Consider the following 17,740-nt stretch of genomic DNA (forward strand, 5'->3'; position numbering starts at 1 on the left):
TAAACGCTAGGGACAGCCCATGACCCGCCTTCGCTTTGCCCTGCCCTTGCTGCTGCTTCCCGCCACTGACCTGTTGGCCGACAGTTTCGAGCGTGACGACGCCCTGAAACTCCCCAACGTAGTGATCAGCGCCAACCGCCAGGTCCAAGCGCGCAACGACAGCAGCGCCGCCAACACCGTATTCACCCGCGATGACATCGACCGCTTGCAACCCACCAGCGTAACCGACCTGCTCAGCCGCGTACCCGGTGTGCAAGTCGCGCCCACCGGTGGCCGCGGCAGCCTGCCGGGGATATTCATTCGCGGCACCAAGGCCGCACAAAGCCTGGTACTGGTCGATGGCCAGCGCATCGCCAATACCACCTCCGGCGACAGCGGGCTGCAATACCTGAACGTCGACCAGATTGAACGCGTGGAAGTGCTGCGCGGCTCGCGCTCGGTGATCTACGGCAGCGACGCGATTGGCGGGGTGATCCAGATTTTTACCCGGCGCAATGCCGAGCAGGGCCTGCAGCCACGCTTGAAACTGGGGTTTGGCAGCCACCAGACCTGGGAGCGCAGCCTTGGCCTGTCTGGCGGTGATGAGCACACGCGCTTCAACTTGGGGGCGAGCCTGGATGACACGGCGGGTATCAACGCTACACACGAATCGTTCCCCAGCGATGGCGACCATGATGCCTATCGCAATCAGTCCATCAGCCTGAACCTCAGCCATGCCTTTAACGATGAGCTGGAAGTGGGTTTCAACCTATTGGATAACCGCGGCAAGTCGGAATACGACAACAGCTTCGTTGAGCAAAAACCCTACACCGATTACACAACTGGGCCTGCGCCGCGACCAGAACCAGCAATTCGGCGGCCAGAACAGCTGGAGCGGCACCCTTACCGTGCCGATCAACCCCGATAATGACGTGCTGCTGAGCTACAGCGAAGGCTTCCGCGCGCCGACCTTCAACGACCTTTACTACCCTGACACGAGGTACAGCAACCCCAACCTGCAGCCGGAGACCTCAAAAAGTTACGAGCTGCAATGGCGCAGCCAACTGAGTGACAGCACGCGCCTGGAAGCTTCGCTGTACCGCACGGATTTAAGCGACGCGATCGTTGCCGACAGTAACGACAAGCCACAAAACGTGGCGTCGGCACGCATCAATGGCTTTGAAGCGGCGCTCAAGCAGGAACTGTTTGGTTGGCAGGGCAACCTGGGCGTGGCATTTATCGACCCGCGCGACCGCGATACCGGCCACACCCTGGCGCGTCGCGCACGGCGCACCTTGAGCCTGGATCTGGACCGGCAATTCGATAAGTTGGGTGTGGGTGCCAGTTGGCAAGCCATCAGCAGCAGCTATGACGATGAAGACAACCGCAATCGCCTGGGCGGTTATGCCTTGCTGGGGCTGCGTAGCAGCTGGGCGATCAATCATGAAGTCCGTGTTTCGCTGAAAGTCGACAACCTGTTGGACCGCCAATATGCCCGCGCTCGGTATAACTACAACGGGAGGCAAAGTCCGACATCTTGGCAGATCAATCGCACCGACCAGGATGGAAACACAACGGATTGTCAGCGCTGGGGGACCACTGACTGACAGAGCTTCGCGATAGCCTCGATCATCTGCCCGCTCGGCCGCTCCAGCCCCTTGTCCGGGACTATCTGCAACCGGCCTTCGGCCACCGCCGCTATTTGCGGCCAGGCCTTCCAGGCATCGAGTTGCACCTGATCGGCAGCCAGAATCAGCTGCGGATTACGCTGCAACACCGACTCGATGCTGACCTGTGGCGCGGGCAGCTTCAGGTCGTCGAATACATTACGCGCGCCGCACACACTCAGCGCATCGCTGATGATTTGCCCACCGCCCACGGTGTACAGCGGCTGGTTCCACACTTGGTAAAACACCCGTAAGGGCTCGGCACGCTGATAGCGTTGGCGCAGTTCGGCCAGGCGCTGGCGTAACTGCGCGGCTAATTGTCGACCCGCCTCTTCACGGCCCACTTGTTGAGCGATGGCTTGGATCTGAGACGTCAGTTGTTCAAGGCTATGCGGTTCGGCGACGTAGACGGGGATATTCAGGCGCTGCAACTGCTCGCGTTGCGCAGGACCCACGCTGCCGGGCCAGAGCAGGATCAGGTCGGGCTTGAGGCTGAGCAGGCGCTCCATGTTCAATTGCCCGTATTGCCCCACCGAGGGCACTTGCGCCAATGCCGCCGGGCGTTCGCCGCCATCGAGCACGCCCACCAGCAGGTCGGCGGCGCCCAGTTCAAGCACGATTTCAGAGAGTGACGGCGCCAGGCTGACGACGCGTTCGACCGCCAACGCCTGGGCGCTGACTGCCAGCAGCAGCACCGCCAGCCAGTAGCGCATCATCCCAATTGACGCGGGATGCGGTAGAGGTAAAACAGTACCAGCGTCGACAGCGCCAGCAGGAACAGCGGGACGGCTTCCAGGCCGACAAACACCGCCAGCGCGCCGATCCAGGCCGGTATCGCCGCCACCAGCAAAGCCGTGCGGCGACGGGCCGCGAGGGTAATCCAGGCAGCCGGTTCTTCAGCGGTGTCGAGGGCTTTGGCGGTGGCGATCAGCGCGTGTTTATAGCCATGAAAATAACGCAGGCTCAAAAACATCGAGGCCACGCCGGCAATAAAGAACGGCATGGCCAGTACGGGAAGCAGGGATTCGGCGTGGCCAAATACCAGGTTGATCACAAACAACGGCAGCAGTGCCAGGGCCAAGTACTGCCACCAGTTGAAGGACAGTCGCCGTTTCACCTGGCCGCGGGTCACGCGCGGTCGACCTCGCCCTGATGCTCGTTGCCCATCATGTGGTCGAGCTTGCTGGCCTTGGTCGCCAAGTAGAGCTTGTTGTGCGGGTTTTGCCCGGTGTGCAGCGGCACGCGCTCGGCGACGGTGATGCCCATTTCGGTCAAGGCTTTGACCTTGCGCGGGTTGTTGGTCATCAGGCGCAGGGACTTCACGCCCAGATACTCAAGCATCGGCAGGCAGATCGCGTAGTCACGCTGGTCGGCGGCGAAGCCTAGGCGTTCGTTGGCTTCAACGGTATCGGCGCCGCCGTCTTGCAGCTCATAGGCACGGATTTTGTTCATCAGGCCGATGCCACGGCCTTCCTGACGCAAGTACAGCAACACGCCACGGCCTTCACGGGCGATGGCGCGCATGGCGGCTTCCAGTTGCGAACCGCAGTCGCAGCGCTGGCTGAACAGCGCGTCACCGGTCAGGCACTCGGAGTGCACGCGGCCCAGTACCGGCGCGCCGTCGGTGAGGTCACCCAGACTGAGCACGAGGTGCTCGCGGCCGGTGGCCTCTTCGAGAAAGCCGTTCATGGTGAACGTGGCAAAAGGGGTAGGCAGCTTGGAAGCGGCGACGAAAACGACGGGCACCGTGTGCTCCTGATTTCAGATTTCACAGAGGGCGTCATTGTAACAGCAGGTTCCTACAGACGCTTAAGCTGAATTATCGCTGATAAAGATCAATAGGTTCGATTGGCCTTCGTCCCGGTTCTATGCAGGTCAGAACGGATAGGGCTGTTTCCAGCGCGCGAAAATCGGCTTCAGCTCGCCGCTCTCGACCAAGGCCGCCATGCGTCGGTCATACACCGCCATCAGGGCCCGCCCACGCTCAGTATCGGCAAAGCCTATGTAGAGCGGCAGCTCGGCGATGTGGGTGAGCTTGAATTGCGCCGGATCGTCCGCCTGACTCAGGACGTACTTGGCTTCGGTGAGGGCATCGATGTAGAGGTCGACGCGGGCGTGCTGCAGCATCGGCAGGATGCCGTCACGGCGTTCGATCTGGTTGAAGCGGTGCAGGTTCGGCAGGTAATTCTCATACCTGTAACCGCGCACCCAGGCCAGGCGGTAGTTGCCCAGGGTGGCGAGGCTGGGCGTCGGCGTGGTGGCCAGCCCAAGGGCGTAGATGTGATCGGCGTCGAAGTTCCAATGCGGGTACAACACGCCGCTGGTTTCATCGCGGTAGGAGCCGACCCAGCCATCCACCTCGCCGCGCTGGGCCAGGCCGACTGAGCGGGTGTAGGGCACGCTGCGGGTTTGCAGCGTGATACCGGCCGGTTCGAACACTTGGCGCAATACGTCCCAGGCCAAGCCGCTGCCATCTTTGTTGGTGTAGTTGTTCCATTCCTCACTGGCCAGCATGACCTTGCCTGGCACCGGGGCTTCGTCCGCCTGCACCAGCGATGCAACGGCACACAGCGCAACTAGCAGCCAACGCCGTACATTCATGGTGACAGCCTCCTACACCGTGAGATCCGTATAGAGGGTAGCGCAGGTCGCCGGCTTACGGCGCCTCGCGAAAATGCTGATAGCCGCGCACGGCCGGGGTGATGTCTTTCCCAATGGCGTCGAGCAGCGTCACGCCCTGCCCCGCCTCGACCCGGCCGATCACGTGGATCGGCCAACCACCGGCCAACAACGGCGCCAGCTCGGCGGGTGGCAGGGTGAACGCCAACACGTAGTCATCGCCCCCGCTTAACGCCGCCACACGCGCCTCATCGTCGCCGACAAAGGCCAGCAAGGCCTTGGACAAGGGCAGCTTCTGAAGCTCAACCAACAGGCTGACAGCCGAAGCCTTGGCGATATGCCCGCAATCGGCCAGCAACCCGTCGGAGATATCCATGGCCGATGTCGCCTTGCCCCGCAATGCCAGGCCCAAAGCCAACTGCGGTTGTGGCGACCAGTAATGGGCCAGCAAGGGGCCCGCAATCGCCGCATCCGCCGTGCGTTGCCCCAACACTAACGGCAAAGCACCGGCGGCATTGCCGAGCTCACCGCCCACACACAGCAAGTCACCCGGTTGTGCACCGCTGCGCGTCAACGCCTGCCCGGCGGGCACACGGCCGAACACGGTCAGGGTCAGGCTCAGCGGCCCGCGCGTGGTGTCGCCGCCCACCAGGCCCACGCCGCAGCTTTGCGCCATGGCGTTCAAACCCTGGGCATAGCGTTGCAGCCAATCGGCATCGACCGTCGGCGCGGTAAGAGCAAGGGTAAAGGCAAGCGGGTGGGCGCCCATGGCGGCCAGGTCGCTCACCGCTACGGCCAGCGAGCGCTGGCCGAGCAGGAACGGGTCACACGGGTCGGCAAAGTGCACGCCGGCCACTAACGTATCGGTGGAGATTGCCAACTGCTCCCCAGCGGGGAGCGCCAGCAAGGCGCAGTCATCGCCGATCCCCAAGGCAATGCCTTCGCCGCCTTGCGCACAAGGCGCGGCGGCGAAGTAGTTGCGGATCAGCTCAAACTCGCCCATTCAGGACTCAAGCGCAGATTAGCGCTTGTGTTCCTTCACTTCGGCTTCACGCAGGCGCGGGGCCAGCTTGTCGAGCACGCCGTTGACGAACTTGTGGCCGTCGGTCGAACCGTAGACTTTCGCCAGCTCGATACCTTCGTTGATCACCACGCGGTACGGCACGTCAACGCGCTTGAGCAGCTCCCAGGTGGACAGGCGCAGTACGGCCAATTCAACTGGGTCCAGCTCTTCGATGGTCAGGTCCAGGCACGGCGTCAAGGCAGCGTCGATCTCGGCCTGGTTGGCCGGAACACCGTGCAGGATGTCATGGAAGTAGCTGGCGTCCGCGAAGCTGAAATCGTTGTCGACGCGAAACTGCGCTTCGATTTCGTTCAGCGAGGTTTTAGACATGTGGCGCTGGTAAAGCGCCTGAGTCGCGAGCTGGCGGGCGCCACGGCGCTTTTCGCTCTTGGATGGCTTACCAGCGTCGGATGGGCGCGGGTCCTTAGGGTTGAACTGATCGCTTTCGTCGGAAATCACTTGGCCTCCAACTGCGACAGCAGGCTAACCATTTCCAGCGCGGACAGAGCAGCTTCAGCGCCTTTGTTACCCGCCTTGGTGCCGGAACGCTCGATGGCTTGTTCGATGGAATCTACGGTCAATACGCCGAAAGCGACTGGCACGCCGAACTCCATGGACACCTGGGCCAGGCCCTTGGTGCACTCGCCAGCCACGTATTCGAAGTGCGGAGTGCCGCCACGAATGACCGCGCCCAGGGCGATGATCGCCGCGTATTCACCCTGCTGTGCAACTTTTTGCGCAACCAGTGGAATTTCGAAGGCGCCAGGGGCACGGATGATAGTGATATCGCTCTCGCTCACACCGTGGCGAACCAGGGCGTCAACGGCACCGCTTACCAGGCTTTCAACCACAAAGCTGTTGAAGCGGCCAACCACTAGGGCATAGCGGCCTTTGGGGGCGATGAAGGTACCTTCGATGGTCTTCAGGGTCATTCGACAAATCTCTTAAAGAGCCGGGACGCGAAAAGTGCGTCCCTCAGTGATGTTTTAACCGCGAACAAGGGGCAAGAATCGCCAGCCTTTATTCGGAGGGCACGTATTCTACAACTTCCAGGTCGAAACCGGATATCGCATTAAATTTCATGGGTGCGCTCATCAGGCGCATTTTGCGTACGCCCAGGTCGCGAAGGATCTGCGAACCGGCGCCGACGATGCTGTAGGTGGTCGGTTTTTTCACCGGCACCTGGTCAGCGGTTTCGCGGATATGCGCCAGCAATACATCACCATCCAACGGGTGGCCGAGCAACAGCACCACACCGCTGCCTGCCTCGGAGACCGCAGCCATGGCCGCGCGCAGGCTCCAGCGGCCCGGTTGCTTGACCATCAACAGGTCGCGCAGCGGGTCCATGTTGTGCACGCGCACCAGGGTCGGCTCTTCAGCGCAAATCTTGCCCAGGGTCAGGGCCATGTGCACGTCGCCTTCCACTGAATCACGGTAGGTCACCAAATTGAATTGGCCCAGTTCGCTGTCCAGCGGCTGCTCGGCAATCCGCTGAACGGTACGTTCGTGGATCATGCGGTAGTGAATCAGGTCGGCAATGGTGCCGATCTTGAGGTTGTGTTCGGCCGCAAAGGCTTCGAGTTCAGTGCGACGAGCCATGGTGCCGTCGTCGTTCATCACTTCGCAGATCACCCCGCTCGGCTCGAAACCGGCCATGCGCGCCAGGTCGCAGGCCGCTTCGGTGTGCCCGGCACGCGCCAGGGTGCCACCTGACTGGGCCATCAGCGGGAAGATGTGGCCCGGGCTGACGATGTCTTCGGCCTTAGCGTCTTTGGCGGCGGCGGCTTGCACTGTGCGTGCGCGGTCGGCCGCGGAAATACCGGTGGTAACGCCGGTGGTCGCTTCAATCGATACGGTGAACTTGGTACCAAAACCCGACCCATTGCGCGGCGCCATCAACGGCAGCTTGAGCAATTCGCAGCGCTCACGACTCATGGGCATGCAGATCAGCCCACGGGCGTGCTTGGCCATGAAGTTGATGTGCTCAGCCTTGCAGGCCTCGGCGGCCATGATGATGTCGCCTTCGTTTTCACGGTCTTCGTCATCCATCAGGATGACCATCTTGCCTTGGCGGATGTCTTCAACCAGTTCTTCGATGCTATTGAGCGCCACGCGGCACCCCCTTGGTCAGGATTTCAGGTAGCCGTTAGCGGCCAGAAAACTTTCAGTGATGTTCCCAGATGCTGGCTCTGCGGCCTTATCGCCCAACAACAGGCGCTCCAGGTAACGGGCAAGCAAGTCGACTTCCAGATTCACCCGGCGACCTGGCTGATAAGACGCCATGATGGTTTCGCTCAGGGTGTGGGGAATGATGGTCAGTTCAAATTCGGCGCCATTCACGGCGTTCACAGTCAGGCTGGTGCCATCGACGGTGATCGAGCCTTTGTGGGCGATGTACTTGGCCAGCTCTTTAGGCGCGCGAATGCGGAATTCCACGGCGCGTGCGTTTTCGCTGCGCGAAACCACTTCGCCGACGCCGTCGACGTGGCCGCTGACCAAGTGGCCGCCCAGGCGGGTGGTCGGGGTCAGGGCTTTTTCCAGGTTGACCGGGCTGCCGGCCTTGAGGTCGTTCATCGCGGTGCAGTCCAGGGTTTCCCGGCTGACATCAGCGGCAAAGCCGTTGCCCGGCAGCTCGATGACGGTCAGGCACACACCGCTGACGGCGATGCTGTCGCCCAACTTGACGTCGTCGAGATCCAGCTTGCCGGTCTCAACCAGCAGGCGGATGTCGCCGCCTTTGGGGGTCATGGCACGGATGCTGCCGATGGATTCGATAATGCCGGTGAACATGGCCTTCTCCTGGAAAACGGGACGGGCGCTTGAGCGCCCGGTCAGAATTATACGCTCGCTGCTGGCACAGGTATGGCAGTGACTCGCCAGTCGTCGCCTACAGCGCGCATTTCAGTGATCTTGAGTTGGGGGGCATCGGCCAGTTTCTCAAGCGGCCAGTCCAGCAAAGGCCGGGCGGCGGAGCCGAGGAACTTGCCGGCGACGAATATCACGTACTCGTCCACCAGCCCTTGCTGGGCAAACGCGCCCGCCAGGCTTGGGCCAGCCTCTACCAACACTTCGTTGACGCCACGGGCGGCCAGGGCCACCAGCGCCGAACGCAGGTCAACCTGACCGTCGACGCCCGGCACTACCAGGCACTCGGGGCCACGGGGGAACTGGTTTTCCGGGGTGACGCAGGTGATGACCAACGCAGGGCCAGCCTTGAAGAATGGCGCGTTGAGCGGCACCCGCAGGCGCCCGTCGATCAACACGCGCAATGGCGGACGTGACATGGCTAAGGCAGTGGTGGCTTCATCCAGGCCCAATTCGGCGGCGCGCACAGTCAACCGGGCGCCGTCGGCCAAGACCGTATCGGCACCGGTCAGCACCACGCTGGCCTCCGCACGCAGGCGCTGTACAGCAGCGCGGGCAGCCGGGCCGGTGATCCATTGGCTTTCGCCGCTGGCCATCGCGGTGCGACCGTCCAGGCTCATTGCCAGCTTGACCCGCACAAACGGCAGGCCGTGTTCCATACGCTTGAGGAAACCCGGGTTCAGCGCGCGCGCTTCGCTTTCCAGCACGCCACTGCGGGTTTCGATACCGGCTTGAGCCAAACGCCGTAAACCGCGCCCGGCCACTTCGGGGTTCGGGTCCTCCATCCCGGCCACCACCCGCGCAACACCGGCAGTCACCAGTGCGTCGGCACACGGCGGTGTGTGCCCATGATGGCTGCAAGGCTCCAACGTCACGTACACCGTGGCGCCGCGCGCCTTGTCGCCAGCGGCGCGCAGGGCATTCGGTTCGGCGTGGGGTTCGCCGGTGCGCTCGTGCCAGCCTTCGCCGACAATCTGCCCATCACGCACAATCACGCAGCCCACACGCGGGTTGGGATGAGTGGTGTACAGGCCCTTGCGCGCCAATTCGAGGGCGCGGGCCATGTAATGGGCGTCGAGGACGGTTTGTTCTGCAGAAGGCGAGTTCATTTCTTGACCGGCTCACGGGCCAGGCGGTCGATTTCTTCGCGGAACTCATTGAGGTCCTGGAAGCGTCGATACACCGAGGCGAAACGGATATAGGCGACTTCGTCGAGCTTTTGCAGCTCGCCCATCACCAGTTCTCCAACCACCAGGCTCTTGACCTCGCGCTCGCCGGTCGCGCGCAGCTTGTGCTTGATATGCGCCAGCGCCGCCTCCAGCCGCTCGACACTCACCGGGCGTTTTTCCAGGGCACGCTGCATACCGGCGCGCAGTTTTTCTTCGTCGAAAGGCTGGCGGCTGCCGTCGGACTTGATCAGACGTGGCAGTACCAGTTCGGCGGTTTCGAAGGTGGTGAAACGTTCACCGCAGCCAGAGGCCAGGCATTCGCGCCGGCGACGCACTTGATCGCCCTCGGCGACCAAACGCGAGTCAATGACCTTGGTGTCGTTGGCACCGCAGAAGGGACAGTGCATGGTGGCAGGCAACAAAAAAAGGGAGGGCCATGGTAGCGCATCCCTGTGGCAAGACAAGCCATAGCCTTTACGGTATATAGGCTGACTATTATGTTTCATATTTTTTAAGCCACGGATTTTGTCCTTTCTGGAGCCGTACATGCAGTTACGACCACTCGTTTTACTCGCCCTGTTCAGTTTTCTGGTCGCCTGCAGCAGCGAAGCCCCCAAGCCTTCGTCGCCTCAACCAACGCCCGCCCAAGAGAAAAAAGTACCAGGTATTGAAGACCTCGGCCCCCTGCCGGCCTATCAACGGGAAATCAATGGCAACCTCACCAACATCCCAGCCGGCGCCGAAGTCGAACTGGCGATGCTGGTGATCGACGAACGCAACCGCCCGCAACAACTGCTCGCCAGCAGCGTACTGACCGGCAACGGCAAGCCACTGGCCTTCCGCCTGCGCTTCAACCCCGAAGCCTTCCCGGCCGGTGCACGCGTTGAACTGCGCGGGCGCGCCAGCCAGTCCGGCCAGTTGATCCTGCACCTGCCTGCCGTGCGCATCACCCAGGCGATCACCCAAACCACCGGCCCCCTGCAACTCGTCAAGGCACCATGACGCCACCGTTGGACCTGCAACGCGCCCTGAGCGAACTGATCGGCGACGCGCAGTTGGTGCCCTGCCCACTGCCGGGCACCGCGTTGTCGTTGTGGCTGTTGGATGCGGACAACATGGACCGCGCCTTCAGCCCCGAAGAAACCCGACGCATCCTGCATGAGCCGCCGTACTGGAGTTTTTGCTGGGCCAGCGGTTTGGCGCTGGCGCGCTACCTGGCGGCGAACCCTGAGTGGGTCGCCGGCAAACGCGTGCTGGATTTTGGCGCTGGTTCCGGCGTGGCTGGCATTGCCGCCGTTAAGGCTGGCGCGTTGGAAGTGGTGGCCTGCGACCTCGACCCGCTGGCCTTAGCGTCCTGCCGGGCGAATGCCGAGCTCAACGGCGTGCAGCTGAGTTACTCAGCCGACTTTTTCGCCGAAGCCGACCGCTTCGACCTGATCCTGGTCGCCGATGTGCTCTACGACCGCGCCAACCTGCCGCTGCTGGATCAATTCCTGACGCGCGGCCGTGAGGCCCTGGTGGCGGACTCGCGGGTGCGGGACTTCCAGCACCCGGCTTATCAGCGTCTGGGAATCCTTGATGCGCTGACGCTGCCCGACTTGGCCGAGCCTTGGGAGTTTCGCAAGGTGAGCCTGTACCATTCGCGGCGCCCTTGAGGCCATCGCGGGCAAGCCCGCTCCCACAGTTGACCGCGCCCCTCTGTGGGCGCTGGCGTGCCTGCGAGCACCCTTATAGTTGCCCCATTCCCGCTTTATTCGAGATGCCCCATGAGTGAGCCCACGCCGTACATTTTCGACGTCACCACCGCCAACTTCGACCAGGCGGTTATCCAGAACTCCTTCGAAAAACCCGTACTCGTGGATTTCTGGGCCGAGTGGTGCGCGCCGTGCAAGGCGTTGATGCCAATGTTGGCGAAAATTGCCGAGAGTTATCAGGGCGAGTTGCTGCTGGCCAAGGTCGATTGCGAGGCCGAGCAGGATATCGTCGCGCGCTTTGGCATTCAAAGCCTGCCCACCGTGGTGCTGTTCAAGGACGGCCAGCCGGTGGATGGGTTTGCCGGGGCGCAGCCGGAGTCGGCGGTGCGGGCGATGCTGGAGCCGCATGTGCAGATGCCGCCGCCCGCTGCAGCTGACCCGCTGGAACAGGCCCAGGCGCTGTTTGCCGAAGGCCGTATCAGCGACGCCGAAGCGGTGCTGGTCGCGATGCTGGGTGAGGACAACACCAATGCCGCCGCCCTGATCCTGTACGCGCGCTGCCTGGCCGAACGCGGTGAATTGGGCGAAGCCCAGAGCGTGCTCGACGCGGTGAAAAGCGATGATCACAAAGCCGCCCTCGCCGGGGCCAAGGCGCAAATCACCTTCCTGCGCCAGGCCGCAGACCTGCCCGACGCCGCCGACTTGAAAAGCCGCCTGGCGCAAAACCCGCAGGACGATGAAGCGGCCTACCAACTGGCGATTCAGCAACTGGCGCGCCAGCAATACGATGCGGCGCTGGAAGGCTTGCTCAAGCTGTTTATCCGCAACCGCAGCTACAGCGAAGGCCTGCCGCACAAGACCTTGCTGCAGGTGTTCGAACTGCTCGGCAATGACCACCCGCTGGTCACCGTGTACCGCCGCAAGTTGTTCGCTGCGCTGTACTAATCGCCGACCCAGCTGTACAGCGGCGTATCTCCGCCGCTGGCCACTTTGACCTTGGCGCTATGGCGCAAGCGCACCAGCAGGCGTTTGCCTGATGCGGCGTCGCCGGCCAAGCCTTCCAACTGATCGAGCAATTCCAGCCCGTTGAGTTGCCCGGCCTTGCGCAACAGGTCTTGGGCGTTCTGCCACAGATCGTCGTTCTGTTTAACCGGCGCAGCGGTTGGCTCGCTCGGCATGGGCGCCGCCTGCAAGTGGGCGCCCAGTCGCGCCCAATCACCGTCGTCCAGCTCCAGGGTCAAGTCCACCGGCATGTCGCCGACGGTTCCGCGAATTCGCAACATCGTCATTCTCCTGCACTTTTCTGACAGGCATGCTCCCACGTGGCTTGCGCAACGCCAAGCGGGCGGTCAAACTCTGGGGCTATTGTTATAAGATCACATAACAAAACTTTCATGTTCTGGAGCCTTCTCATGCGCCGTCTGCTGCTTGCTTTGCCGTTTGCCCTGTTGCCACTGGCTATCGCCCATGCCGCCGAAGAACATGATCATGACCACGCGCATGGCAGCCTCGGCGCGCATGAGCACGGCGTCGGCCGCCTCAACGCAGTGCTCGACGGTCAGGCCCTGGAGCTTGAGTTGGAAAGCCCGGCGATGAACGTGGTGGGCTTCGAACACCTGGCTACCACCGCCGCCGACAAAGCCAAGGTCGCCGCCGCACGCAAACAGCTGGAAAACCCGCTGGCCCTGTTCAAACTGCCTAAGTCCGCCGGTTGCGTGATCAGCACCGAGGAACTCAACAGCCCATTGTTCGGCGACAAGCCAGAAGCCGAGCATGACGACGACGATGACGACCACGCCACCGACGGCAAAGGCGCGGCCGCTCACGAACATCATCACGACCACAGCGAAATCCACGCGCACTACCAATTTACGTGCGCCACACCGACTGCACTGAGCAATCTGGACCTGAGCCAGGTGTTCAAGACCTTCCCCGCCACCCAGAAAATTCAGGTACAACTGATCGGCCCAAGCGGTCAGCAGGGTGTTGAAGCGACGGCCACCGCGGCCAGCCTGAAATTCTGATGTGAAAACCCAATCACTGTGGCGGCGCCGCTCCCACACTTGATCGGTGTCATCATCCAAATCAAACCAGACCACTGATTTCCTATGACCCAAGCGTTAATCGAACTGTCTGATCTGGGCTTCAACTGGCCCGGCCACCCACAGTTGCTGGACATCCCCGCATTCCGCCTGGAAGCTGGCGAAACCCTGTTTCTCAAAGGCCCCAGCGGCAGTGGCAAAACCACTCTGCTCGGGCTTTTGGGCGGCGTGCAGAAACCCACCCGGGGCAGCATTCGCCTGCTCGGCCAGGAGCTGACCGAGCTGTCGGCCGGCGCCCGCGACCGCTTCCGCGTGGACCACACCGGCTACATTTTCCAGCAGTTCAACTTGCTGCCGTTTTTATCAGTGCGCGAGAACGTTGAGCTGCCTTGCCACTTTTCCAAGCTGCGCGCGCAACGCGCGGTTCAGCGCCACGGCAGTGTCGACCAGGCCGCCGCGACCTTGCTCGCGCATTTGGGTTTGAAAGATAAAGACCTGCTCGAGCGCCGCGCCGACTCACTGTCCATCGGCCAACAGCAACGCGTAGCCGCCGCCCGTGCGCTGATCGGCCAACCGGAGCTGGTGATCGCCGACGAACCCACTTCGGCCCTGGACTACGACGCCCGCGAAGCTTTCATCCAGTTGTTGTTCGCCGAATGCCGCGAAGCTGGCGCCAGCCTGCTGTTTGTCAGCCATGACCAGAGCCTGGCGCCGCTGTTCGACCGCAACCTGTCGCTGACAGAACTCAATCGCGCCGCCACGCCCGCAGAGGTTTGAGATGTATCTGTTCCGTCTAGCCATGGCCAGCCTGGCTAACCGCCGCTTTACCGCGATCCTCACCGCCTTCGCCATCGCGCTCTCAGTCTGCTTGTTGCTCGCGGTAGAACGCGTGCGCGTTGAGGCACGCAACAGTTTTGCCAGCACCATCAGCGGCACCGACCTGATCGTCGGCGCCCGCTCGGGCTCAGTCAACTTGCTGCTGTACTCGGTATTCCGCATAGGCAACGCCACCAACAACATCCGTTGGGACAGCTACGAGCACTTCGCTGCCAGCCCGCAGGTGAAATGGGCGATCCCGATTTCCCTCGGCGATTCGCACCGCGGCTACCGGGTGATGGGCACCAACGAATCCTACTTCGAGCATTACCAGTACGGCCGCAAACAGAACCTCGAACTGGCCATCGGCCGCGCCTTCGCCACCGACCCGTTTGAAGTGGTGCTTGGTGCTGAAGTTGCCGATGCACTGCATTACAAGCTCGGCGACAAGCTGGTGCTGGCCCATGGTGTCGCGGTGGTCAGCCTGGTGAAGCACGATGACAAACCATTCACCGTGGTCGGCATTCTGAAACGCACCGGCACCCCGGTGGACCGCACGCTGCACATCAGCCTTGGCGGGATGGAAGCCATCCATATCGACTGGCACAACGGCGTGCCCGCCCAGGGCAAAGGCCGTATCAGCGCCGATCAGGCGCGCAATATGGACCTGACCCCGCAAGCCATCACTGCGTTTATGCTCGGGTTGAACAACAAGATCTCCACCTTTGCCCTGCAACGCGAGATCAACGAATTCCGTGGTGAACCGATGCTGGCGATCCTGCCGGGCGTGGCGCTGCAAGAGCTGTGGAGCATGATGGGCACCGCCGAAAAGGCACTGTTTGTGATCTCGCTGTTCGTGGTGCTGACCGGTTTGATCGGCATGCTCACGGCGATCCTCACCAGCCTCAACGAACGCCGCCGCGAGATGGCGATCCTGCGCTCGGTGGGCGCACGGCCCTGGCATATCGCAACGTTGCTGATCTTCGAAGCGTTCGCCCTGGCCTTGTCCGGTGTGGTGGCGGGCGTCGGCTTGTTGTACGTGTGCATCGCCGCGTCGCGCGGGTATTTGCAGGCCAACTATGGCCTGGACTTGCCGATGTCGTGGCCCAGCGAATATGAATGGACCTTGCTCGCCGGTATCTTGGCGGCCGCGCTGTTGATGGGCAGCGTGCCCGCGTGGCGTGCCTATCGACAATCCCTGGCCGATGGCCTGTCCATACGTTTATGAGGAAGGCTTCGATGCGTCGTGCCCTGTTTGCCTTGTTGCTGCTGGTGGTGGTGCCTGCCTGGGCCGAGGATCAGCCCAAGGATCTGTCCTGGCAGGAAATGATCCCGCCGGACGCGCCGCCGGAAATCCCCAATATGAAGCCGTTGCACGACCTGTCGAGCATGGCCGATGCGCTGTCGGTCGAGTCGGCGCCCGCCGTCAAGCAAGACTTGCCCAACGCGCCAGTGGTGCAGAGCCTCGACGGCAAGCACATCCGTTTGCCGGGTTACATCGTGCCGCTGGAGGTCAGCGAAGAAGGCCGCACCACCGAGTTCTTGCTGGTGCCGTATTTCGGCGCGTGCATCCATGTGCCGCCACCGCCGTCGAACCAGATCGTGCATGTGAAAAGCGAAGTCGGGGTGAAACTCGACGAGCTGTACCAGCCGTATTGGATCGAGGGCGCGATGCAGGTCAAGCCGTCTTCGAGTGAATTGGCCGATGCCGGTTATCAGATGGACGCCGACAAGATTTATGTCTACGAACTGCAGGAATAAGGCCTGTTCATTTACTGCAGGAATAAGGCCTGTTCACCCTTTCATTGAGCTGAGTCAAAGGATCGAACGGAACGATCTTTACCATTGGACGTACAACTTTTAACGTCCTCTTGGAGCTCCCATGAACAAGTCTCTGCTCGGCGCGTCCCTCTTCGCGCTCGCCCTCGCCGCCCCTGTCGCACACGCTCACGAAGCGGGCGACATTCTGATTCGCGCCGGTGCAATCACCGTGAATCCGAAAGCAGACAGCAGCAGCGTGAAGGTCGACCAGGGCCCATTGGCGGGCACCAACCTGGGCGGCAAGGCGACCATGAGCAGCGACACTCAACTGGGCCTCAACTTCGCCTACATGATCACCAATCACGTCGGTATCGAACTGCTGGCGGCCACGCCGTTCGAGCATGACGTGAAGATCAAGAACACCGCCCTGGGCGCTGCCAACGGCAAGCTCGGTACGCTGAAACACCTGCCGCCGACCTTGAGCGTCGTGTACTACCCGCTCGACAACAAATCCGCCTTCCAACCGTACGTGGGCGCCGGTATCAACTACACCTGGATCTACGACGAGCACGTCGGCAGCCGCGCCGAACAAGCTGGCTTCAGCAACTTCAAGGCCGAAAACTCCTGGGGCTGGGCCGCGCAGATCGGCGCCGACTACATGATCAACGACAAGTGGATGATCAACGCCCAGGCGCGTTACATCGACATCAGCACCAAGGCCACCGTGGACAACAACGCGCTGGGCCAAGGCACACGCGCCAAGGTCAACGTGGACGTCGACCCGATGGTTTACATGGTCGGTATTGGCTACAAGTTCTAAGCAACACGGCATAACCCATGTGGGAGCTGGCGTGTGTGGGAGCTGGATTGCCTGCGATAGCATCACCTCGAGAGCCTGTCGGGCATCGCCGGCAACCCCACACAAAACCTGATCCCACATTGGTTTTGTGTGGTGTCAGCTATGCCGATAGAACCGATCCAGCAGCGCCGGTAAACCGGCCCGCCACGCCCGTGGCTTGATGCCGAAGGTGTGCAGAATCTTCTTGCAGGCCAGCACCGCATGTTGCGGTTCATCCGCCGCATCCGGCCGTGCCGCATGGGCCTGGGCGGTGGGGGACTCGATCGCCAGCGGGTGAAAATTACGTGCTTCAGTGAGGATCGCCTGGCCCAGCGCCAACGGTGTGGTCGCCTCGTGCCCGGCGTAGTGATACGTGCCCCACAGCGGCGCCGCGCAATCAAGTTGCTTGAGCACCGAGATGATCACCCGCGCCGCGTCGTCCACCGGCGTCGGGTTACCGCGCCGATCATCGGCCATCAGCAGCTCGTCCGGCTTCTCGGCCCGGGCCAAAAAGCGCCCGAGGGTGCCGTCCACGCTGTCATCCAGCAGCCAACCAAACCGTAGCAGCACATGTTGCGGGCAAGTCGCACGCACGCTCTGTTCGATACGCCACAACGCCTGGCCGCGCAGGCCCAGGGGCACCGGCTCGTCTTTTTCGCTGTAGGCGGTGGCGCGGGAGCCATCGAACACGCGGTAGCTGGAGGGTTGCAGCAAGGTGATGTTGTGGTGCTGGCAAAGCTCGGCCAGGCGTTCGATGGCGAACTCCTGGGCAGTCAGGCGGGTTTCGCTGACCGCTTCGGCCTGGAACCAGTCGAAATAGTAGGCGAGGTTGATCAACGCATCGGGACGAGTGTCGTCGAGCAATTGGGTGAGGCTCGCGGCATCCCAGCCGTCTTGGGGCGGTTTGGGTGCGAGGAAACCAATGTCTTCCTCTGCACCGAGGCGAATCAGCGCCTGCCCGAGGGCATTCCCGCCGCCCAGTAACATAAGGCGCATTCGCATAGAGTGTGCAGGCCCGGTCTGTTTGGAACGATGGTTATTGTCGACGGGCGGGTAACGCCTGCCGTAGGTTTATTCCAGAATCGTTGCATTTTGCGGGTTTGTAGCGCAACCGTCACGGATAAAGTGCGGGGTTGCAACTTGGCACCGCTGGGTGCATATCCGTTATTTGGGTAACGGCGGCTATTGGTTCCGCTCTTACAGCGGGTCACTTTTGGAAAAGAGCCC

21 protein-coding genes and 1 pseudogene are annotated in these 17,740 nt (G+C 62.0%); 9 read left to right on the forward strand and 13 right to left on the reverse strand.

The features are described from left to right. The first annotated feature begins 19 nt into the window (after window positions 1-19). Window positions 20-1,586, forward strand: a pseudogene (locus GJU48_RS21500) (TonB-dependent receptor domain-containing protein). Here the strand turns inward: GJU48_RS21500 and GJU48_RS21505 are convergent. The 11 genes from GJU48_RS21505 to nrdR form a co-directional block, all read right to left on the reverse strand. After that, the gene (locus tag GJU48_RS21505; protein ID WP_094952318.1) at window positions 1,562-2,362 is read right to left on the reverse strand and encodes a cobalamin-binding protein; all 801 of its coding nucleotides are present in this window, start codon (window positions 2,360-2,362) and stop codon (window positions 1,562-1,564) included. The pseudogene GJU48_RS21500 and the gene GJU48_RS21505 sit on opposite strands and share 25 nt — an antisense overlap. Next, window positions 2,359-2,778: an MFS transporter gene (locus GJU48_RS21510; RefSeq protein ID WP_094952317.1), complete on the reverse strand. Its 420-nt coding sequence runs from the start codon at window positions 2,776-2,778 to the stop codon at window positions 2,359-2,361. The genes GJU48_RS21505 and GJU48_RS21510 overlap by 4 nt, the downstream gene beginning before the upstream one ends. After that, complete coding sequence (ribA, locus tag GJU48_RS21515) at window positions 2,775-3,392, reverse strand: GTP cyclohydrolase II (RefSeq protein WP_094952316.1); 618 nt, start codon at window positions 3,390-3,392, stop codon at window positions 2,775-2,777. Before ribA ends, GJU48_RS21510 begins: the two co-directional genes overlap by 4 nt. Before the next feature lie 129 nt (window positions 3,393-3,521). Further along, window positions 3,522-4,247: a substrate-binding periplasmic protein gene (locus GJU48_RS21520; protein ID WP_094952315.1), complete on the reverse strand. Its 726-nt coding sequence runs from the start codon at window positions 4,245-4,247 to the stop codon at window positions 3,522-3,524. 55 nt (window positions 4,248-4,302) lie between these two features. After that, window positions 4,303-5,268: a thiamine-phosphate kinase gene (gene thiL / locus GJU48_RS21525; RefSeq protein WP_094952314.1), complete on the reverse strand. Its 966-nt coding sequence runs from the start codon at window positions 5,266-5,268 to the stop codon at window positions 4,303-4,305. Window positions 5,269-5,286: 18 nt separating this feature from the next. Beyond that, window positions 5,287-5,787 carry a transcription antitermination factor NusB gene (gene nusB / locus GJU48_RS21530; protein WP_094952313.1) on the reverse strand — a complete coding sequence of 167 codons (501 nt, stop codon included), beginning with the start codon at window positions 5,785-5,787 and terminating at the stop codon, window positions 5,287-5,289. After that, window positions 5,784-6,260 (reverse strand): 6,7-dimethyl-8-ribityllumazine synthase, encoded by a 477-nt coding sequence (gene ribH, locus GJU48_RS21535; protein ID WP_003176356.1) that lies wholly within the window; start codon window positions 6,258-6,260, stop codon window positions 5,784-5,786. The genes nusB and ribH overlap by 4 nt, the downstream gene beginning before the upstream one ends. An 88-nt stretch (window positions 6,261-6,348) precedes the next feature. Then, window positions 6,349-7,440, reverse strand: a complete 1,092-nt coding sequence (ribBA, locus tag GJU48_RS21540; RefSeq protein WP_094952312.1) for a bifunctional 3,4-dihydroxy-2-butanone-4-phosphate synthase/GTP cyclohydrolase II — start codon at window positions 7,438-7,440, stop codon at window positions 6,349-6,351. Between the two features lie 15 nt (window positions 7,441-7,455). Next, on the reverse strand, window positions 7,456-8,118 hold the full coding sequence (locus GJU48_RS21545) for a riboflavin synthase (RefSeq protein WP_094952311.1): 663 nt from the start codon (window positions 8,116-8,118) through the stop codon (window positions 7,456-7,458). 47 nt (window positions 8,119-8,165) lie between these two features. Beyond that, window positions 8,166-9,302: a bifunctional diaminohydroxyphosphoribosylaminopyrimidine deaminase/5-amino-6-(5-phosphoribosylamino)uracil reductase RibD gene (gene ribD, locus GJU48_RS21550; RefSeq protein ID WP_094952310.1), complete on the reverse strand. Its 1,137-nt coding sequence runs from the start codon at window positions 9,300-9,302 to the stop codon at window positions 8,166-8,168. Further along, window positions 9,299-9,769, reverse strand: a complete 471-nt coding sequence (gene nrdR, locus GJU48_RS21555) for a transcriptional regulator NrdR (protein WP_053258286.1) — start codon at window positions 9,767-9,769, stop codon at window positions 9,299-9,301. The genes ribD and nrdR overlap by 4 nt, the downstream gene beginning before the upstream one ends. Before the next feature lie 139 nt (window positions 9,770-9,908). On the opposite strand from nrdR, the gene GJU48_RS21560 reads away from it, so the two are divergent. From GJU48_RS21560 to trxA, 3 genes are all read left to right on the forward strand, one after another. Continuing rightward, window positions 9,909-10,364, forward strand: a complete 456-nt coding sequence (locus GJU48_RS21560) for a YbaY family lipoprotein (RefSeq protein WP_094952309.1) — start codon at window positions 9,909-9,911, stop codon at window positions 10,362-10,364. Then, window positions 10,361-11,017 (forward strand): class I SAM-dependent methyltransferase, encoded by a 657-nt coding sequence (locus tag GJU48_RS21565; RefSeq protein WP_094952308.1) that lies wholly within the window; start codon window positions 10,361-10,363, stop codon window positions 11,015-11,017. The genes GJU48_RS21560 and GJU48_RS21565 overlap by 4 nt, the downstream gene beginning before the upstream one ends. 111 nt (window positions 11,018-11,128) lie before the next feature. Further along, complete coding sequence (gene trxA / locus GJU48_RS21570; protein ID WP_094952307.1) at window positions 11,129-12,001, forward strand: thioredoxin; 873 nt, start codon at window positions 11,129-11,131, stop codon at window positions 11,999-12,001. Here trxA and GJU48_RS21575 read toward each other — a convergent pair. Beyond that, window positions 11,998-12,339 carry a hypothetical protein gene (locus GJU48_RS21575; protein WP_094952306.1) on the reverse strand — a complete coding sequence of 114 codons (342 nt, stop codon included), beginning with the start codon at window positions 12,337-12,339 and terminating at the stop codon, window positions 11,998-12,000. The genes trxA and GJU48_RS21575 overlap by 4 nt on opposite strands. A 129-nt stretch (window positions 12,340-12,468) precedes the next feature. Between GJU48_RS21575 and GJU48_RS21580 the strand changes: the two genes are divergently transcribed. The 5 genes from GJU48_RS21580 to GJU48_RS21600 all read left to right on the forward strand — a co-directional run bounded on the left by GJU48_RS21580 (window position 12,469) and on the right by GJU48_RS21600 (window position 16,495). Continuing rightward, complete coding sequence (locus tag GJU48_RS21580; RefSeq protein ID WP_094952305.1) at window positions 12,469-13,080, forward strand: DUF2796 domain-containing protein; 612 nt, start codon at window positions 12,469-12,471, stop codon at window positions 13,078-13,080. An 84-nt stretch (window positions 13,081-13,164) separates the two neighbouring features. After that, window positions 13,165-13,875: an ABC transporter ATP-binding protein gene (locus GJU48_RS21585; RefSeq protein ID WP_094952304.1), complete on the forward strand. Its 711-nt coding sequence runs from the start codon at window positions 13,165-13,167 to the stop codon at window positions 13,873-13,875. Between the two features lies 1 nt (window position 13,876). Further along, entirely contained in the window at window positions 13,877-15,142 is a 1,266-nt protein-coding gene (locus GJU48_RS21590; protein WP_094952303.1) for an ABC transporter permease, read from the forward strand. A gap of 11 nt (window positions 15,143-15,153) precedes the next feature. Then, window positions 15,154-15,675, forward strand: a complete 522-nt coding sequence (locus tag GJU48_RS21595; RefSeq protein WP_094952302.1) for a DUF3299 domain-containing protein — start codon at window positions 15,154-15,156, stop codon at window positions 15,673-15,675. A gap of 121 nt (window positions 15,676-15,796) precedes the next feature. Beyond that, window positions 15,797-16,495, forward strand: coding sequence for an OmpW/AlkL family protein (locus tag GJU48_RS21600; RefSeq protein ID WP_094952301.1), 699 nt, complete (start codon window positions 15,797-15,799; stop codon window positions 16,493-16,495). A 135-nt stretch (window positions 16,496-16,630) separates the two neighbouring features. Here the strand turns inward: GJU48_RS21600 and GJU48_RS21605 are convergent, their stop codons facing one another. After that, window positions 16,631-17,515: a sugar nucleotide-binding protein gene (locus GJU48_RS21605; RefSeq protein ID WP_094952300.1), complete on the reverse strand. Its 885-nt coding sequence runs from the start codon at window positions 17,513-17,515 to the stop codon at window positions 16,631-16,633. Window positions 17,516-17,740 lie beyond the last annotated feature (225 nt).

The organism is Pseudomonas sp. IB20 (genome assembly GCF_009707325.1).
Taxonomy (GTDB): domain Bacteria; phylum Pseudomonadota; class Gammaproteobacteria; order Pseudomonadales; family Pseudomonadaceae; genus Aquipseudomonas.

Excerpts from the sequence above, each read along its gene's own strand:
- GJU48_RS21505 (WP_094952318.1), bottom strand. The coding sequence starts at position 2,362 with ATGATGCGCTACTGGCTGGCGGTGCTGCTGCTGGCAGTCAGCGCCCAG.
- GJU48_RS21520 (WP_094952315.1), bottom strand. The coding sequence starts at position 4,247 with ATGAATGTACGGCGTTGGCTGCTAGTTGCGCTGTGTGCCGTTGCATCG.
- thiL (WP_094952314.1), bottom strand. The coding sequence starts at position 5,268 with ATGGGCGAGTTTGAGCTGATCCGCAACTACTTCGCCGCCGCGCCTTGT.
- ribH (WP_003176356.1), bottom strand. The coding sequence starts at position 6,260 with ATGACCCTGAAGACCATCGAAGGTACCTTCATCGCCCCCAAAGGCCGC.
- GJU48_RS21545 (WP_094952311.1), bottom strand. The coding sequence starts at position 8,118 with ATGTTCACCGGCATTATCGAATCCATCGGCAGCATCCGTGCCATGACC.
- ribD (WP_094952310.1), bottom strand. The coding sequence starts at position 9,302 with ATGAACTCGCCTTCTGCAGAACAAACCGTCCTCGACGCCCATTACATG.
- nrdR (WP_053258286.1), bottom strand. The coding sequence starts at position 9,769 with ATGCACTGTCCCTTCTGCGGTGCCAACGACACCAAGGTCATTGACTCG.
- GJU48_RS21560 (WP_094952309.1), top strand. The coding sequence starts at position 9,909 with ATGCAGTTACGACCACTCGTTTTACTCGCCCTGTTCAGTTTTCTGGTC.
- GJU48_RS21565 (WP_094952308.1), top strand. The coding sequence starts at position 10,361 with ATGACGCCACCGTTGGACCTGCAACGCGCCCTGAGCGAACTGATCGGC.
- trxA (WP_094952307.1), top strand. The coding sequence starts at position 11,129 with ATGAGTGAGCCCACGCCGTACATTTTCGACGTCACCACCGCCAACTTC.
- GJU48_RS21575 (WP_094952306.1), bottom strand. The coding sequence starts at position 12,339 with ATGTTGCGAATTCGCGGAACCGTCGGCGACATGCCGGTGGACTTGACC.
- GJU48_RS21580 (WP_094952305.1), top strand. The coding sequence starts at position 12,469 with ATGCGCCGTCTGCTGCTTGCTTTGCCGTTTGCCCTGTTGCCACTGGCT.
- GJU48_RS21585 (WP_094952304.1), top strand. The coding sequence starts at position 13,165 with ATGACCCAAGCGTTAATCGAACTGTCTGATCTGGGCTTCAACTGGCCC.
- GJU48_RS21590 (WP_094952303.1), top strand. The coding sequence starts at position 13,877 with ATGTATCTGTTCCGTCTAGCCATGGCCAGCCTGGCTAACCGCCGCTTT.
- GJU48_RS21595 (WP_094952302.1), top strand. The coding sequence starts at position 15,154 with ATGCGTCGTGCCCTGTTTGCCTTGTTGCTGCTGGTGGTGGTGCCTGCC.
- GJU48_RS21600 (WP_094952301.1), top strand. The coding sequence starts at position 15,797 with ATGAACAAGTCTCTGCTCGGCGCGTCCCTCTTCGCGCTCGCCCTCGCC.
- GJU48_RS21605 (WP_094952300.1), bottom strand. The coding sequence starts at position 17,515 with ATGCGAATGCGCCTTATGTTACTGGGCGGCGGGAATGCCCTCGGGCAG.